Origin of the sequence: Pedobacter punctiformis (assembly GCF_027213715.1) — a bacterium.
Taxonomy (GTDB): Bacteria; Bacteroidota; Bacteroidia; order Sphingobacteriales; family Sphingobacteriaceae; genus Pedobacter; species Pedobacter punctiformis.
Genome location: NZ_JAPWGM010000004.1, coordinates 38476 through 55761, shown reverse-complemented (window position 1 = coordinate 55761; position 17286 = coordinate 38476). Strand labels below are relative to the sequence as shown.

The 17286-nt window shown below is 36.4% G+C and carries 18 protein-coding genes; 8 read left to right on the top strand and 10 right to left on the bottom strand.

The features are described 5' to 3' along the window. Window positions 1-13 precede the first annotated feature (13 nt). Both O0955_RS12265 and msrA read right to left on the bottom strand, forming a co-directional pair. Window positions 14-883 carry a chromate resistance protein ChrB domain-containing protein gene (locus O0955_RS12265; protein WP_269427838.1) on the bottom strand — a complete coding sequence of 290 codons (870 nt, stop codon included), beginning with the start codon at window positions 881-883 and terminating at the stop codon, window positions 14-16. A 46-nt stretch (window positions 884-929) separates the two neighbouring features. Next, window positions 930-1421, bottom strand: coding sequence for a peptide-methionine (S)-S-oxide reductase MsrA (gene msrA, locus O0955_RS12260; protein WP_269427837.1), 492 nt, complete (start codon window positions 1419-1421; stop codon window positions 930-932). Window positions 1422-1830: 409 nt separating this feature from the next. On the opposite strand from msrA, the gene lat reads away from it, so the two are divergent. The 3 genes from lat (at window position 1831) to O0955_RS12245 (ending at window position 3846) form a co-directional block, all read left to right on the top strand. Further along, on the top strand, window positions 1831-3162 hold the full coding sequence (lat, locus tag O0955_RS12255) for an L-lysine 6-transaminase (RefSeq protein ID WP_269427836.1): 1332 nt from the start codon (window positions 1831-1833) through the stop codon (window positions 3160-3162). A 2-nt stretch (window positions 3163-3164) separates the two neighbouring features. Then, on the top strand, window positions 3165-3569 hold the full coding sequence (locus tag O0955_RS12250; protein ID WP_269427835.1) for a hypothetical protein: 405 nt from the start codon (window positions 3165-3167) through the stop codon (window positions 3567-3569). A gap of 112 nt (window positions 3570-3681) precedes the next feature. After that, entirely contained in the window at window positions 3682-3846 is a 165-nt protein-coding gene (locus O0955_RS12245) for a hypothetical protein (protein ID WP_269427834.1), read from the top strand. 211 nt (window positions 3847-4057) lie between these two features. On the opposite strand, the gene O0955_RS12240 is transcribed toward O0955_RS12245, so the two are convergent. The 4 genes from O0955_RS12240 to O0955_RS12225 all read right to left on the bottom strand — a co-directional run bounded on the left by O0955_RS12240 (window position 4058) and on the right by O0955_RS12225 (window position 7489). Then, on the bottom strand, window positions 4058-5419 hold the full coding sequence (locus O0955_RS12240) for an acyl-CoA dehydrogenase family protein (RefSeq protein WP_269427833.1): 1362 nt from the start codon (window positions 5417-5419) through the stop codon (window positions 4058-4060). Between the two features lie 118 nt (window positions 5420-5537). Continuing rightward, on the bottom strand, window positions 5538-6254 hold the full coding sequence (gene bshB1 / locus O0955_RS12235; RefSeq protein ID WP_269427832.1) for a bacillithiol biosynthesis deacetylase BshB1: 717 nt from the start codon (window positions 6252-6254) through the stop codon (window positions 5538-5540). Between the two features lie 104 nt (window positions 6255-6358). Next, on the bottom strand, window positions 6359-6865 hold the full coding sequence (locus tag O0955_RS12230) for a glutathione peroxidase (RefSeq protein WP_269427831.1): 507 nt from the start codon (window positions 6863-6865) through the stop codon (window positions 6359-6361). Window positions 6866-6874: 9 nt separating this feature from the next. Then, window positions 6875-7489: a DUF4294 domain-containing protein gene (locus O0955_RS12225; RefSeq protein WP_269427830.1), complete on the bottom strand. Its 615-nt coding sequence runs from the start codon at window positions 7487-7489 to the stop codon at window positions 6875-6877. Between the two features lie 110 nt (window positions 7490-7599). Here O0955_RS12225 and O0955_RS12220 point away from each other — a divergent pair, with 110 nt between their 5' ends. The 5 genes from O0955_RS12220 to O0955_RS12200 all read left to right on the top strand — a co-directional run bounded on the left by O0955_RS12220 (window position 7600) and on the right by O0955_RS12200 (window position 14189). Continuing rightward, a complete protein-coding gene (locus O0955_RS12220; RefSeq protein ID WP_269427829.1) occupies window positions 7600-9807 on the top strand; it encodes a RelA/SpoT family protein in 2208 nt (735 codons plus the stop codon). Between the two features lie 70 nt (window positions 9808-9877). Further along, complete coding sequence (locus tag O0955_RS12215) at window positions 9878-10564, top strand: hypothetical protein (protein WP_269427828.1); 687 nt, start codon at window positions 9878-9880, stop codon at window positions 10562-10564. Between the two features lie 339 nt (window positions 10565-10903). After that, window positions 10904-11401 (top strand): Fur family transcriptional regulator, encoded by a 498-nt coding sequence (locus tag O0955_RS12210; RefSeq protein ID WP_269427827.1) that lies wholly within the window; start codon window positions 10904-10906, stop codon window positions 11399-11401. A 37-nt stretch (window positions 11402-11438) separates the two neighbouring features. Next, the gene (locus O0955_RS12205) at window positions 11439-12716 is read left to right on the top strand and encodes an adenylosuccinate synthase (RefSeq protein WP_269427826.1); all 1278 of its coding nucleotides are present in this window, start codon (window positions 11439-11441) and stop codon (window positions 12714-12716) included. 219 nt (window positions 12717-12935) lie between these two features. Continuing rightward, a complete protein-coding gene (locus O0955_RS12200; RefSeq protein WP_269427825.1) occupies window positions 12936-14189 on the top strand; it encodes an anthranilate synthase component I family protein in 1254 nt (417 codons plus the stop codon). Between the two features lie 94 nt (window positions 14190-14283). Here O0955_RS12200 and O0955_RS12195 read toward each other — a convergent pair whose 3' ends face one another. From O0955_RS12195 to O0955_RS12180, 4 genes are all read right to left on the bottom strand, one after another. Next, a complete protein-coding gene (locus O0955_RS12195) occupies window positions 14284-15090 on the bottom strand; it encodes a M48 family metallopeptidase (RefSeq protein WP_269427824.1) in 807 nt (268 codons plus the stop codon). Window positions 15091-15178: 88 nt separating this feature from the next. Next, entirely contained in the window at window positions 15179-15826 is a 648-nt protein-coding gene (gene plsY, locus O0955_RS12190) for a glycerol-3-phosphate 1-O-acyltransferase PlsY (RefSeq protein ID WP_131538956.1), read from the bottom strand. A 50-nt stretch (window positions 15827-15876) separates the two neighbouring features. Then, the gene (nadC, locus tag O0955_RS12185) at window positions 15877-16719 is read right to left on the bottom strand and encodes a carboxylating nicotinate-nucleotide diphosphorylase (protein ID WP_269427823.1); all 843 of its coding nucleotides are present in this window, start codon (window positions 16717-16719) and stop codon (window positions 15877-15879) included. 94 nt (window positions 16720-16813) lie between these two features. Beyond that, window positions 16814-17212: a DUF4783 domain-containing protein gene (locus O0955_RS12180; protein ID WP_269427822.1), complete on the bottom strand. Its 399-nt coding sequence runs from the start codon at window positions 17210-17212 to the stop codon at window positions 16814-16816. Window positions 17213-17286 lie beyond the last annotated feature (74 nt).

The following is a 17286-nucleotide window of genomic DNA, read 5'->3' as shown; positions in this document are numbered from 1 at the left end:
AAGAAATAGCAGGTTAATTACCTTTTGTATCTGGTTTACTTTTTATAAGGTTTTTCCGATAAACGGATGGATTTTTACCTGTATGAAGTTTAAATATTCTTGTAAAATGGCTCTGATCAGAAAAACCGGTGAGGTAAGCGATTTTGGTTAAAGAGTAGTTCGAACTTTGAATTAAGGTTATTGCTTTTTCAATACGTATTTTTCTAATATAATCGCCAAAATTAAGATCATCAAAATATTTCGAAAACTCTCTCGACAAATAGGAAGGATTAAGCTCTAAATCATTCGAAATTTTTTTCATATCAAAGGCAAGTTGGGTATCTACCTGATCCTGAATAATTTCTTTTAACTCTTTAACCCAGTTTGGTATTTTCTTTTTATCTGCTTTTTTTGTCTTTAAAAATTTATCATAAGCTTCGTACAATAAGTTTTCAAAAGGACTATTCTGCAAGTGTCTTTCTGTATATAAATGAGTAGCCCAACTGTACAAAGCATCATAAATGAGTAAACCTGTTTCCAGTAGCTTATAGTCATTTTTAATATTAAACGCAAGGCCAGCAGAAATTGCCCACAAACCTGCAGATTCTTTTGCAATATTATGTCGGTCGGTATCTGCTCCGCGAACAATTCCAGCCATTACTAAAACAGCGGGATCTTTTATATTGTACTTTTTTACGATATAATCGAAAGTACTTTGTTCATTATAATGGGTAAACTCTACATCCGGAATATCAAAAGGAATGGCATCCAGTTCTTTTGCCTTATTAATAACTTCGTTAAATGGAACATAAATAAATTCGGCCTGATCATCTACAAATTTCTTAATTAACCAGGGGCAGGCTATTCTGTCTATTTTTGGTCGTTCTCTGGTTATCCATTTCATGTGTTATCGCAATTATCCGGGTAAAATTTACGGCTTGTACTATTAATTAGCTTAATTTCCACTCCGGTCTTTCAAAATGGCAGGTATATCCGTAAGGGTTCTTTTGCAAATAGTCCTGATGTTCTTCTTCGGCATTCCAAAAATCAGTTGCGGCAACCACTTCTGTTACAATTTGACCCGGCCACTTGCCCGAAGCTTCCATTTCAGCAATTAAAGTATTTGCCGTTTCCTGTTGCACTTCGTCGGTAAAGAAAATGGCCGAACGGTATGAGGTACCTACATCATTTCCTTGTCTGTTTCGGGTACTTGGGTTATGAATCATGAAAAAATATTCGAGTAGTTTACGGTAAGATAATTGCGCAGGATCGAATGTAATTTCAATAGCTTCAGCATGTGTACCATGGTTGCGGTAAGTTGCATTAGGTACATCTCCGCCTGTATAACCCACTACGGTAGAGATTACACCCGGATAATGACGAAATAACTCTTCAACACCCCAAAAGCAACCGCCCGCCAAAATGGCTTTTTCAGTATTCATATGTGTTTCCTTTTTTATTAAATAAAGGTACGGTGCGGCTGTGTAAATGGCAAGGATAGCAACTCATCAAAAAGAACTTATACCCAATCAGACTACCAAAATTACGAACGGCCGACAAATACATTTATGATTATCAGGATTAAGTAAGGATATTAAAAGGGGATTACCCCGATCGTACCTTTTTGTAATGAAGGATGCAGATTGATGGTAAAAAATCGACCCGCAGGCTCCATATTTTCTGAATCCGAACAAAAAAGTTTTCCACATTTCTTAGGCATTCAGTCATATTTTTGCCAAAATCATACTTTAAACAGTTTAAACCTATTTTTTGCTTGCCGGGTACAAAAAGCCCCTAAATTTTAAAATTAGGGGCTTTTTACTAAATTTGAAATACACCAAAACCAAATTTATGTATCAATTAACAGTACCGGCTAATCGCGTTAACGAGTCTCTTAAAAAGCATATTTTAGCTGATGGTTTCGACCTAACCTATGACATGGAAAAAAGCCATGGCGCTTACATTTACGATTCGAAATACAACAGAACATTACTTGATTTCTTTACCTGCTTTGCTTCCGTTCCTTTAGGTTACAACCACCCTAAAATGATTAACGACGAAGCCTTTAAAAGCAGTTTGTTGCAAGCCGCTATAGCCAATCCATCAAATTCTGATGTGTATACCCAACAATATGCACAGTTTGTAGAAACATTTTCTCAGGTTGGTATTCCTGATTATTTACCACATGCCTTTTTTATTGCCGGTGGTGGCCTTGCAGTAGAAAATGCCATTAAAGTGGCTATGGACTGGAAAGTTCAAAAAAACTTTGCCAAAGGTTATACAGAAGAAAAAGGCTTTAAGGTTTTACATTTCGAAAAAGCCTTTCACGGCAGAACGGGTTATACATTGAGTTTAACCAATACCTTACCCGATAAAACCAAATGGTTTGCCAAATTTGACTGGCCACGCGTAAGTACCCCGGAAGTTAAATTTCCATTGCAGGGCGATAACCTAAACCATGCAATACAAACAGAAGAAATATCTATCCAACAGATAAAAAAAGCCTTTGCTGATAATAAAGATGACATTTGCGCCATTATTGTAGAGCCCATTCAATCAGAAGGTGGCGATAACCACCTGCGTGAAGAATTTTTAATTCAGCTTAAAGCATTGGCTGATGAAAATGAAGCTTTTTTAATTTACGATGAGGTGCAAACAGGCGTTGGCCTGACGGGTAAATTCTGGTGTCACCAACATTTTAGTGAAAAAGCCAGACCTGATATTATTGCTTTCGGAAAGAAAATGCAGGTTTGCGGTATTTTAGTGGGCAACAAAGTTGATGAGATTGAAACCAATGTATTTAAAGTTCCGAGCCGGATTAATTCAACCTGGGGCGGAAATTTAGTGGATATGGTACGCTCTACCCAGATTTTACAGATTATAGAAGAGGATAAACTTTGCGATAATGCGGTACAAATGGGTAATTACCTGAAAGAAAACCTGGGTAACCTGGCATATAAATTCGATAAAATGAGTAATGTACGTGGCCGTGGTTTATTATGTTCTTTCGATTTCCCTAACAAAGAGATGCGCAATGCTTTTATAGCCAAAGGACTGGAAAACAATGTAATGTTTTTAGGTTGCGGCAATAAAACCATTCGCTTCCGTCCGGCTTTATGTATTGAGCAAAAACATATTGACGAGGGATTGACAGTTATGGAAAAAATATTGCCTTTATTGTAAGCATGAACAAAAAAGTGCTTTCTTACCTTATTGCTGCCGCTGTTTTAATTTTAACTTTCTTTATCGTGAAAGATACTTTTAATCAGCCTGGCGTAGCGGATATGAAAGCAGGTTTTACCGAAATAGTTAAATATAGAAATGCCAATAATACCGGACCCGTTCAAAGAATTTATGTGGTAACGGTTAAGGATAGTATTTGGAAAGAGCTGGAAGATTATGGCAATTTAATGCCCCATACCAAATACGGCAATACCAAAGTTTACTTCTTTATGGAAAATACAGCTCTGCCAAAAGCATTGCAACCGGGAGAAGTAAACTTTGATCCTCAATTTAATCAATCGTGCATTGCCTTATATGAAAAAAGTGCCATGAGTCAGGTTGCTTTTAATCAACATCCTTTTCAGTAAATGCATTCCTATAATAAAGGCGGACATTCGTTTCCGAAATATAAACCATGCGATATATAGGTTTTAAACTAATATTTGATTTAACTCCTTTGAGATCCTTCGTCTCCTCAGGATGACAAAGTCTATAGGTTTAGGTACAAAGTTCCTGTCTCGAAACACCTTACCTGAGTTTAATAAACCTGACCGGCAGCGGTATACCGATTTTTTCTATCGGGATTTAGCAAAGGGCGGGGATGCTGTAAACGATGAAAAACTGACATCCGTTTCCAAAACCTAAATTATAAGATATGCAGGTTTCAAATTATTATTGATTTGGAAATGAATGGTTCTGAGCGTTTGGCCTTTTCAGTCCCGCTTTCCTTCCTCCCGATGAAAAATCGGGATCCATACAATCGGGTTTAGATACAAAGTTTTTGCAATGAAATGCCCTACCTGAGAATAGAATTTTACCTTCCTAAGTATCCTCCTTCACAGGATGACAAAATATTTTACACAAATGCGGAGAAACCAGTTATTGCACGCCCCACAATTAGGGTATTAATTTCTTTGGTGCCCTCGTAAGAATAAATCGCCTCTGCATCGGCTACAAAACGGGCCACATTATATTCGAGCAAAATGCCGTTTCCGCCCATAACTTCCCTTGCTTTACTCACCACATCGCGTGTACGCAAAGAGCAAAATACTTTGGCTAACGAAGCATGTTCGTCTTTAAGTAAACCCTGATCCTGTAACTGCGATAACCGGTAACATAAAGTTTGCATGGCAGTAAGGTTAGACAACATCTCAACCAAATGATTTTGAATTAACTGAAAGGAAGCGATTGGTTTACCAAATTGTTTGCGGGTACGGGTATAATCCAGCGCATTCTCGTAAGCTCCACGTGCGCAGCCTACCGCTTGCCAGGCTACTCCTGCCCTTGTCATTTGTAAAACTTTGGCTGTATCTTTAAAAGAATTGGCATTTTGTAAACGATCGGTTTCTTCAACTTCGCAATTGGTTAAAGTTATAACGCCATTTTGCACAATACGCAAAGCCATTTTATCCTGCATTTTTTCGACAGAAAAACCGGGGTTTTCCTTTTTAACAATAAAACCCTTTACTTCGCTGCTGTCTTCATCTCTGGCCCAGATAATTAAAATATCGGCAAAGGTTGCATTGCCAATCCATTTCTTCTGTCCGTTTAAAATCCATTTATCACCTGTTTTTTTACAGGTTGTGGTTAAACCGCCTGCCGCAGCCGAACCCACTTCGGGCTCTGTTAAACCAAAGGCACCGATAATTTTAAACTGCTGCATTAAAGGCAGCCATTGTTGTTTCTGTTCTTCTGAGCCACATAAATAAATAGAGCCCATAGCTAAGCCACTCTGCACGCCAAAAAAAGTTGAAATTGAGGTATCAATCCGGGCCATTTCCATTGCCAGTATGCCTTCCATTAAATTAGATTTACCCGGGCAACCGTAACCCTGGTAGGTTAAACCACAAATATTTAATTCGGCAAGTTTTGGAATAATTTCGAAAGGAAATTCGGCTTTATTCCAATAATGATTGACGATTGGCTTTACTTCTTTCTCTAAAAATGCCCGTACTTTTAATTGGAGCTCACGGTCTTCATCATTCAATGCCTCGTCGCCTAAATGATAAAAATCGCCTTCAATGGGTGGCAATTCCTTTTTTTTGTGAGATCCGCCCATCATTTTCATCATGCCCTGAATTTGTTTATCATCCAGGTTAGAAATGGTTTCGACCATTTTAGGCAGATCTACTTTTTTTGAAAGCGCTTCAAGCTTATCAAAATCTACATGCTTAAAAAGGTTGTAAGCGTTTTTTAGAGAAGAAAATATATTCGCCATTATTATTTGTTTTTTGAATAACAAATAAAGGCTGATTTTGTTGGGCTGTACTGTCATTCTGAGGCACGAAGAATCTAATGAAGATTCTTCGTGCCTCAGAATGACAAATAAAACTATACTATCTTAAATCAAACAGGTTATCTACACCCAATAATTTTCTTGATGTAAAGCCTTCGCCAAAGGTGGTGCCAATACTTTTTCCAAATTCTCTGGCTCTGCCAATTACGCTTTCAAAAAACTCGGGAGAAGAAATATAAGTTTCCAAACCATCAACATCGGGGTTATAAAACTGCGTTTTAAAGGCCTTAATCGATTTAATTTTGGTATCCATTTGCTCGGTAATATCTACTATAATATCAGGCTTAATGTATCTGTCCTGAATGTATTGCAATAATAATCTGGGCCGATGAGCTGCCTGATTTATCCCTTCAACAACGGTCTCTATTTTAGGTAAGCCCGATAAAAACACCGAATCGTAAACCAAATCACCGGCCCGGCCATGATCAGGATGACGGTCGTGCAGCGCATTACTTAAAATAATTTCCGGCTGATATTTACGAATCGCTTTAATTACTTCTAAACGGTGAAATTCATCATTCTGAAAAAAGCCATCTCTGAATCTTAAATTTTCACGGGCATGCAAACCTAAAATTTCAGCTGAATCTTTAGCTTCTTCATCACGGGTTTCGGCAGTACCACGCGTACCCAGTTCGCCTCTTGTTAAATCAACCAGGCCAACTTTTTTACCCAGGGCAATGTGTTTTAAAATGGTTCCTGAACAGCAAAGTTCAGCATCATCAGGATGAACAGCTATAACTAAAATATCTAATTTCATGTCTATTTTTGGATTTAAAAACGAGCGCAAATTGTTTTATTACCTGTACAATTCATAATGTGAAAATCAAAATTTCAAGGCAGGGGATTGAAAATGGGTAAATGTTATTTTTCATTCAGCAGGCGCTGAACTTTCTTTTTGATTTTTGAGCTTAAAGGTTTTGTAAAAGGAAGAAAATAATCTTCCACTTCACCATTTTTATTAATCAGGAATTTATGGAAATTCCACCTGGGTTTTGAGCTCAGCTTTGCATTTTGTTTTTTGTCACTTAAAAACTGATACAGCGGGTGGGCGTGATCGCCACGAATCATAATTTTATCAAAAACCGGGAATTGGACACCATGATTAATTTCGCAAAATGAACTGATCTCTTCCCCATTCAAAGGTTCCTGTTTACCAAAATCATTGGTTGGAAAACCTAAAATTTCAAAATCAGGACTATTTATTTCGTCTTTTAGTTGCTGTAATTCTTTAAGCTGAGGCGTAAAACCACACTCTGAAGCTGTATTTACAATTAAAAGAACTTTATTTCTGTATGCCGATAAGAGTTGATCCTCACCGTTAATTTTTTTTACCTTGAACGGGTAAATATTTGGAATGCTTTCCTTCATTAGGGTAATTTATTGATAGAAACCGGAAGTGCGAATAATGGATTCAATATCCCGGTCCTGGTTTGCATCGTAGGTACTTTTTAAATTATGACCAACCACACGTGCAATAATTTGATATGAAAATGCGGCAAAACCGCCTTTTGTTTGTTTAACAATATCGTAGGTTGTTCTTCCAACTTCCCGGTCAATCAATTTGGTTAATATCTGTCCCTGGGCAATGGTTAACTCTTTTATTTCACGGTTAAACATTTCCTTTATTTCTTTATCACAGGCTTTAACCAGTTCTTTTTGTTTTCTCTTTTCGGTATTAACAATTAAATCCTGCTCTAATTGCTCATATCTGCGCTTGGCAAACAAAGCATAAGGCATAACTTTTAAAACATTGTAACGCAAACGGTTATAAGCTGCTTGTTCTGCCGGCGATTTCCAGATCCGGGCTGCAAAAATACTTACATCATTAAGCTGCATCCATGGAATCATAATTCCGTTATCATTGGTAGAAGCCACCCTAATGGTATCGTTCTTACCCATCTTTGGGAAAACAGGCTCTACATTCTCCTGCGCTTTCAGCGAAAAGCCTAAAAGGATTACAATACACAGAAAAAAGAGCCCTTTAAAATTCATAAATTTATACTTTGACAAAGTTAGGTGTTATTTCATATATTAGGTGTTTCATAGAACTAATATAAGTTTTATTCAATAATAAGACGCAATTTTTTACGCAAAAAATACAAATGAAAACAGAGTTAGTGATTGACTTAGAGGCTGAGAAACAAGAAATTCTAAAAAGATACAGGGCATTATTACGGGCGAGCAAATCCACTTTACAACGTGGAGATAAAAAAGAAATCAGGAAAGCATTTGATATGGCGCTCGAAAGCCATAAAGACATGCGCCGCAAATCTGGCGAGCCTTATATTTATCATCCAATTGCTGTGGCCCAAATTGCTGCAGAAGAAATTGGCTTGGGCACCACTTCTATTGTGTGTGCTTTATTACACGATGTAGTTGAAGATACCGACATTACCCTTGAAGATATTGAACGTGAATTTGGCAAGAAAACGGCCAAAATTATTGATGGATTAACTAAAATATCAGGCGTTTTTGATACAAACAGCTCTTTACAGGCCGAAAACTTCCGTAAAATGCTGCTTACCCTGGCCGATGACGTAAGGGTAATTTTAATTAAACTGGCCGACCGCTTGCACAACATGCGGACGATGGATTTTATGCCTCGCCATAAACAACTAAAAATTGCTTCAGAAACCATTTATTTATATGCACCTCTTGCCCACCGTTTAGGTTTATATGCAATAAAGTCAGAGCTGGAAGATCTTTCCATGAAATATCTCGACCCTGATACTTATAAATTTATTGCTAAAAAACTGAATGAGAAAAAAGCGGAACGTGCTTTATTTATTAAAAAATTCGTTGAGCCAATTGACGAAATCGTACACGAACAGGGTTTGGTTGCCGATGTTTACGGCAGGCCAAAGTCTATCCATTCCATTTGGAATAAGATGAAGAAAAAAAATATTCCTTTTGAAGAGGTTTATGATCTTTTTGCCATCCGTATTATTCTGGATAGTGCTCCTGAAAATGAAAAAGCCGATTGCTGGAAGGCTTATTCTATTGTAACCGATTTGTACCGTCCTAATCCGGATCGTTTACGCGACTGGGTTTCTTCGCCAAAAGGCAATGGTTACGAAAGTTTGCACACCACAGTTATGGGGCCCAGAGGACAATGGGTTGAAGTACAAATTCGTACCCAGCGCATGAATGAGATTGCTGAAAAAGGTTTCGCTGCGCATTGGAAATATAAAGAATCGACGAATGACAACGGTCTGGATCAATGGATTCAGAAGGTTAGAGAAATGTTAAACAACCCTGAAGCCAATGCTTTAGACTTTCTGGACGACTTTAAAATGAATCTTTTCTCTGATGAGATCTTCATTTTTACGCCTAAAGGTGCTTTAATTCAATTGCCTTTGGGTGCAACCGCTTTAGATTTTGCTTTTGAAATTCATACCGATGTGGGTGCAACCTGTATTGGGGCTAAGGTAAACCACAAACTGGTTCCTATTTCTTACAAATTACAAAATGGCGATCAGGTAGAAATTATTACTTCCAATAAGCAAACGCCTAAAGAAGACTGGCTAAATGTTGTGGTTACAGCGAAAGCTAAATCCAAAATTAAATCTTCTTTAAAGGAAGAAAAGCGAAAAATTGCAGAGAATGGTAAAGAAATTTTAGAGCGTAAGCTGAAATCATTGAAAATTACGTATAACACCGATAATTTAAATAAACTGAGTTATTTCTTCAAACTGCCCTCTACTCAGGAGCTTTTTGTGAACGTTGCTTTAGGTAAAATAGAACTTAAAGACATTAAAGAATACCTGTCAAGCGAAAAGGAGATTGAAACCCGCGGTCCTGAACGTCCTGAAAATTTATCCGTTGATGGAGTTAAGAGTAAAATTAAAGGCTCAGAATCTGATATTCTGCTGATTGGCGAGGATATGCAGCGCATTGATTATACCCTTGCAGCTTGCTGTAACCCTATTCCGGGTGATGATGTTTTTGGCTTTATTACGGTAAGCGAAGGCATTAAAATTCACAGAACCAACTGCCCTAATGCAGCCCAGTTAATGGCCAATTATGGTTATAGAGTTGTAAAAGCAAAATGGAATAAACAGCAGGAACTTACTTTTTTAACCGGTTTACACATTGTGGGTATTGATGATGTTGGTTTAATTAATAACATTACCCGTGTAATTTCTACCGATTTTAAGGTCAATATGCGTTCCATTACGGTAGATACAAACGAGGGTATATTTGATGGTTCCATCATGATTTTTGTAAATGATACTGAACATCTCGAAAACCTGATTAAAAATTTACTTAAAGTTAGAGGCGTAACCGGTGTAACCAGATTTGATGCTTAAGACCAGAGGCATTCAGCACTAAATATCAAGACTACAAAGACTTTAGATATTTATATGATTATTTACGTAAATGAAAATACTAATTCTCATACTAATTTTATTTGGGCTGGGCTGTAAGCAAAAAGTCGACAAACAAACTTTTTCAAAAAATAAAATTAATTCAAGTAATAACGTTTCAAAAAACACGAAAGTAAGTACGGCAAAACCAAAGGATGAAGAACCCAAAGCTATTGAAGAAAAAGATATTTCCCTGGGAAGCGTTAAAGGTAAATCAATCAAATATGACCGTATCTCTTACAGTTACGATGATGTATATACAACTATTTATATAAAAAATGGCAACAAGAAATTGGTTTTGTTAACCTATGATTATGATGGTTATCATCCTGATAATATAAAAGTAGTGTACCTATCTGGGCATCCATTTATTTATATAACTTCCATCCATAGTCATGGTCATTTCAGAGGACAGCTTTATGCATTAGATTTAAGCGCTGGTAAAGCAAACCTGGTTGACGGAAACAAAATAAGGTCTTCGGCGAGAGTAATTAGATCTTATAAAGAAGATAATATAGAGTTCAGAAATGAGAACGGGCTTTTATTAGACAAAAACAATAATATTACTTCAGAAGATTATTATAAAGGTAAAGAAGGTGGAAATTACACTTATAAATGTTATTTTAAATTAATAAAAATTAAAAACAACACTTATATTTTAAAATTAATAAAAGCAAATATGACTCCTGACATCAATTAATATTTATGGCATATTCTTAATCCTAATCGCGTTACTCTTGTTTTGAAAACAAGCTGAGAAGAGAATACCAAACCATTCCAATTCAACAAAAAAACTTACCGATCAAAACACCACAGGAACTAACAAACCTATACGCCATTACTAAAGACAGTTTACCAGGCATATTTAATAGAAATAAAATTATCATAAAAGATTTGTACCTGTTATTAATAAGCCACTTATTTCATAATCTTACAACATTTAAACTTTAAAACAGCCCAATAATTCTTACAACAATTAAACAATTGAAGGCTACAACAATCAAACAATTTAACTACCTTTGAATGGAGTTTAAAAACTATGTCTGAACAAAAAACAAATGAGCTCGTTCGCAAGATTTTTGAAGCTTATTTAGAAAACAAAAATCTTAGGAAAACGCCGGAACGTTTCGCAATATTAGAGGAAATCTATTCACGTAACGATCACTTCGACGTTGAAACGCTATACATTCACATGAAAAACCAAAAGTATCGCGTAAGCCGGGCTACGGTTTACAATACCTTAGAGCTATTGGTTTCGTGTGATTTAGTTACCAAACACCAGTTTGGTAAAAATATGGCTCAATTCGAAAAATCTTATGGTTACCGTCAGCACGATCACGTGATTTGTATTGAATGCGGTAAAGTTGTTGAATTTTGCGATCCCCGTATCCATCAAATCCAAACGATGGTTGGCGATTTGCTTAAATTTGACATCAAACACCATTCTTTAAATCTCTATGGCTTCTGCTCTGATTGCAGTGTGGCAAGAAAAGTTAACGAAAATGCAGCGGAGGCTGCAAAAATTCAAGCAAATTAAATAATACACAAAATAAAACCAGCTTAATTTATTAATAATGACGCAAGTAGATGTACTTCTCGGCCTGCAATGGGGCGATGAAGGAAAGGGAAAAATCGTTGATGTTCTAAGTCCAAAATATGATCTTATCGCCCGTTTCCAGGGTGGACCAAATGCCGGGCATACATTAGAGTTCGATGGCAAAAAATTTGTTCTAAACACCATTCCATCAGGTATTTTTAACGAAAAAACCATGAACCTTATCGGCAATGGTGTGGTAATAGATCCCATTATCTTAAAAAGAGAATTAGATAATTTAAAAAAAGCTGGTCATGACCCTGTTGCTGAAGGCAAATTAGTTATTGCACGTAAAGCACACTTAATTTTGCCTACGCATCAATTATTAGATGCTGCAAATGAAGCAAGAATGGGTAAAAATAAAATTGGTTCAACCTTAAAAGGTATAGGCCCAACTTATATGGATAAAACCGGACGTAATGGTTTACGTGTTGGTGATACTACCCTTCCTGATTTTAAAGAGCGTTATGCCAGATTAGTAGAAAAACATACTGAGATTCTCTCTCACTATGATTTTGAATATGAATTGGCCGAAAAAGAAGCTTCATTCTTTGAAGCTATTGAATTCTTAAAAACCATTCCTCATGTAGATAGCGAGCATTTTGTAAATGGTTATTTAAAAGAAGGAAAAGCTGTTTTAGCTGAAGGCGCACAAGGAACATTATTAGACGTTGATTTTGGATCATATCCTTTTGTAACCTCAAGTAATACCACAACTGCCGGTGCTTGTACAGGTTTGGGTATTGCACCTAATAAAGTTGGTGCAGTTTATGGTATTTTCAAAGCGTATTGCACACGTGTTGGTGGCGGTCCTTTTCCAACAGAATTAGATAACGAAGTTGGTGAAAATTTACGCCAGATTGGTCATGAATTTGGGGCAACAACAGGCCGTGCACGCCGTTGCGGATGGATTGATCTTCCTGCATTAAAATATGCAATCATGTTAAACGGGGTAACCGAATTAATTATGATGAAAGCGGATGTTTTAGATGGTTTTGATACCATTTATGCCTGTACACATTACGAACATAATGGCGAAACAATCGATTATATGCCTTACGATATTATTTCGATCCAGCCAAAACCAGTATTAAAAGCCATTAAAGGATGGGAAACAGATGTAACTAAAATTACAGCTGTTGACCAAATTCCAGCTGCACTTACTGATTATATCAAATTCCTTGAAAAAGAATTAGAAGTACCGGTTAAATTCTTATCCGTTGGACCAGACAGGGCCCAAACATTAGAATTGTACTAAAATAATTATCATGTTGAATTATTTCAGCTGAATAAAAGCAATTCATTAATTTGGATTGCTTTTTTTATTAATATCTTTTTTTGGAAAGCCAGCCCATCGCTATTTTTAATGTTGAGTCCCGCCAATGTTTCAAGCCCGGGTTTAAAACCATCAATCAATTAAAGTTTATGCATCCCGGCGCTTTCCACTTATGTCGGGTTTAGTTACCTTTGCCGCAGCTTGAAAAACCAAATAAACATATCAGATTTTAAACATAAAGCACTAAACTGGGCCAATCAGTTCGATGTTTGCTGTTTCTTAGATTCCAATCAATATAAAGATATCTATTCTGCTTATGATTTTATGTTGGCAGCAGGAACTGCAAAAGAGTTAAATGCATCTGCAAATCAAACATTCGAAGAATTAAAAACCTTTTACGACCAAAATAAACAATGGATTTTCGGTTTTTTCAGTTATGACCTTAAAAATGAAACAGAAGATCTAAAATCTGAAAATCCGGATTACCTGACTTTCCCTGATGCTTATTTCTTTATTCCTGAATACCTTATCGCATCTAAAAATGGTAAAATAGAAATCCTGATTGGAGATAATACAGTTTTGAAGGAGATTGAAGCATTTAAACTTCCGCAGCAAAGCAAGTCTAAAAACTTAACCATTCAGCAGCGGTTAACAAAAGATGCTTATAAAGCAAAAGTAGAAGCTTTAAAACAGCATATTTTGCGTGGGGATATTTATGAAATCAATTTTTGTCAGGAGTTTTTTGCAGAAAATGCGGAAATAAATCCCATTCATACTTTCGAATTATTAAATGATGTCTCTCCTACTCCATTTGCAGGTTATTTTAAATCGCATGGCCAGTATATTTTATCGGCTACGCCAGAACGTTTTTTGTGTAAAAGAAATCAAAAACTAATTTCTCAACCCATAAAAGGAACTGCAAAAAGAAGCTTAAATCAGGCAGAAGATTTACGTATTAAAAAGGCATTAAGGGCCGATATTAAAGAGCAAACAGAAAACGTAATGATTGTTGATCTGGTTCGTCACGATTTGACCAAATCTGCTGTTAAAGGCTCTGTTAAAGTTGATGAACTTTTTGGCATTTACACCTTTCCTCAGGTACATCAAATGATTTCGACCATCAGTTGCGATTTAGATCCAAGTGTACATTTTATAGATGCCATTAAAAATGCTTTCCCAATGGGTTCTATGACGGGTGCGCCAAAGGTTAAAGCCATGAAACTTATTGAAGAATATGAAGTAACTAAAAGAGGCGTTTATTCAGGTTCTTTCGGCTGTATTAGTCCTAATGGCGACTTTGATTTTAATGTGGTCATCAGAAGTATTTTATATAACGCTACGGCTAAATACTTGTCTTTTCAGGTTGGCGGGGCAATTACCTATCAATGTGATGCAGAATTGGAATATGAAGAATGCTTGTTAAAAGCAAGTGCTATTTTAAAAGTACTAAGCTAAAAAAGTGCTGAAGTAAATTCGGTCTCATGATCAATAAAAAAGGTGGAAAGCTTATTTGTAAGCCTCCCACCTTCAATTTAAGGTGTTAAAAACCTTATTTTTTATAATATTGTTGTGCTTCTGGCAGGTATTTTTGTATTTGAGCAATACGTGTTGCATCGCTAGGGTGTGTACTTAAAAACTCTGCAGGTTTCTGTGCTCCTGCTGAAGAAGAAGACATTCTTTGCCAGAAATTAACAGATGTTTGTGGATTATAACCAGCCATTGCCATAAAAATAAGGCCTAAACGATCTGCTTCTAATTCCTGGTTTCTGCTAAATTTTAACATCGCCACAGGCGTTCCAACACCGTAAAGTGTATTAAATATAGATTGGGTTTTAGGGTTTTTAGAAAGTGCTACGCCCGCTGCAGCGCCAATACCTTGTGCTACCATCTCATTAGACATACGCTCGGCTGAGTGACCTGCAATAGCGTGTGCGATCTCGTGCCCCATTACAGTTGCTAAACCAGCATCATCTTGTGTAACTGATAAAATTCCTGTATAAACCACTATTTTACCACCAGGCATACACCATGCATTTTTCTCATTATTCTGAACTACATTAACTTCCCATTGATAATCTTTAATCAGATTACCATAGTTATTGTTATTCATATAAGTTTTTACCGCTGTAATTAATTTGCTGCCAATGGTTTTTACCTTTAAAGTTTGTGCATTGGAAGCCGGTAAAACGGTAGATTTATTTTCAGTTAAAAACTCACCGTAAGCCTGGAAGGCCATTGGTAAAACCTGCTCATTGCTAACAAGGTCAAAACGACTGCGACCAGTTAAAGGTACAGTAGAACAAGAATTAAACAATAGTGTTGCAGCAACACCAGCTGTTAATAATATTTTTTTCATAAGTTTAGTTATTAATCCGTTATCTGTCAATTTAGTTAAAGCCTCAAAAGAGTGCTTAATCAATTTAATTAAATTGATTATTTGTTAGTTAATTAGTTTTTTTTCTAAACAAATACACTTTGGATTCTTTGCCTTTCAGCAATCTTTCAAGATTTTTTTGGTGGGTAACCAGGATCAAAATGCATACAACCATTCCGTATAACACTTCAGACTTTATGGATACATGAAACAAAAACACAATACTGAGCGGAAAAGTAAAGCCTGCACAGATCGAACTTAATGAAACATATTTCGTTAAAAGTAATACCACTACAAAAACCAGAACGCAAAGCATAGATGCCGAAAAGTTAACTGCCAAAATCATTCCAAAAAGTGTGGCCACTCCTTTTCCTCCTCTAAAACCAGCAAAAACAGGAAACAAGTGTCCCATTACAGCGGTTACGCCTAACGCAAGTTGATAATTGACAAAAACGACTGAATTTTGAGGCCCGGTTACGGACATGCCTATCAAATAGGCCAGATTTGTTGCGGTATAACCTTTTGCGATATCGATAATCATAACCGTTATACCCGCTTTTTTCCCTAAAACCCTAAAAGTGTTGGTTGCACCGGCATTACCGCTGCCATATTCTCTAACGTCTACCCCATAAAAGGCCTGGCCTAACCATACAGCAGTTGGTATTGATCCAAATAAGTACGCGACCAGAAGAGCGCTGAGAGAATAAACCGTAACCATAGCCTACAATGATACAAAAAATAAGCCTTTTATTTTATAGCCTGTCACAGTTAATATGCTTTTAGGCTCATATCCAGACTCTTTACTGAATGGGTAAGTGCGCCCATGGAGATAAAATCTACACCACATGCTGCATATTCGGTAACATTTTCCTCTGTTATTCCACCTGATGCTTCGGTAACAAAACGACCATCGATGATTTGAACAGCTTTTGTTAAATTTTCAAAATTAAAATTGTCCAGCATAATGCGATCTACCCCACCTATTGCTAAAACCTGTTTTAATTCCTCAATATTCCTCACCTCAATCTCAATTTGTAATGATTTACCCTGATCAGATAAATATTTTCGAGCAGCCCGAATTGCATTTGAAATTCCACCTGCATAATCCACATGATTATCTTTAATTAAAATCATGTCGTACAAACCAATGCGGTGGTTAACGCCACCACCAATTCTTACCGCCCATTTTTCTAAATAGCGCAAGCCCGGAGTTGTTTTTCGGGTGTCTAAAATTTTGGTTTTGGTATCTTTAAGTAAAGCAACAATTCTGCTGGTTTTAGTTGCAATGCCGCTCATGCGCTGCATACAATTTAAAACCAACCTTTCGGCTATCAAAATAGAATGTGTACTTCCGCTTACGGTAAGCGCAATATCACCAAATTTAACTTCGGTTCCGTCTTTCAATAAAACCTCTACTTTTAAACTGGCATCAACCACTTTAAATATTTCAACAGCCAGCTCTATTCCTGCTAACACGCCATCCTCTTTAATAATGAGCCTGGCTTTGCCCTGAGTACTGGCTGGAATAGTTGATAATGAAGTATGATCGCCATCACCAACATCTTCGGTAAGGGCATTTTTTATAAACTGATCGACTAATTGTTTATCCAAAATAGAAATATTTATGCCGTAAAAATAAGAATTATTTGTTATCAGGCAATTTATGATTGAGCTTTAGTCGCTCTGGTAAGATTATATAGAATAATTAGCCTTTGGCAGGTTCTATTCTTAATTCTGTAATCAGGAAGTTAGAATTAAACTTTTTTAAGGTTATGGAAATCCTGAAAGTTTCTTTAGAAGTGCTTAAAAGAATAACGCCAAAACGATAACTTGGATTGGTATTTATTTTATGAAAAATACTGGTTTTAACCGGTGGATGTTTGATGAAAAAATCTCTTAATATTTGCTCTCCCTGTGCTTTAGAGTATACATCTTCTTCATCTACGATGATCAATTCAATTGTTGAAGCAAAATTTTTAGCAATCTCTTTGGAGTTACTGGTTTTAAAATACGCAGACAAATCATCGATAATATCTGCCTGAAAGGCTGTAGGACGATATATTGAAGTTATACTGATAAACAATAATAATAAGCTCCGGATCATTTCTGTGTTTTATACTGAACATCACAGCTAAAATTATGCCATTAGCTTATCAAAAAAAGGATTTCTTAATTTGT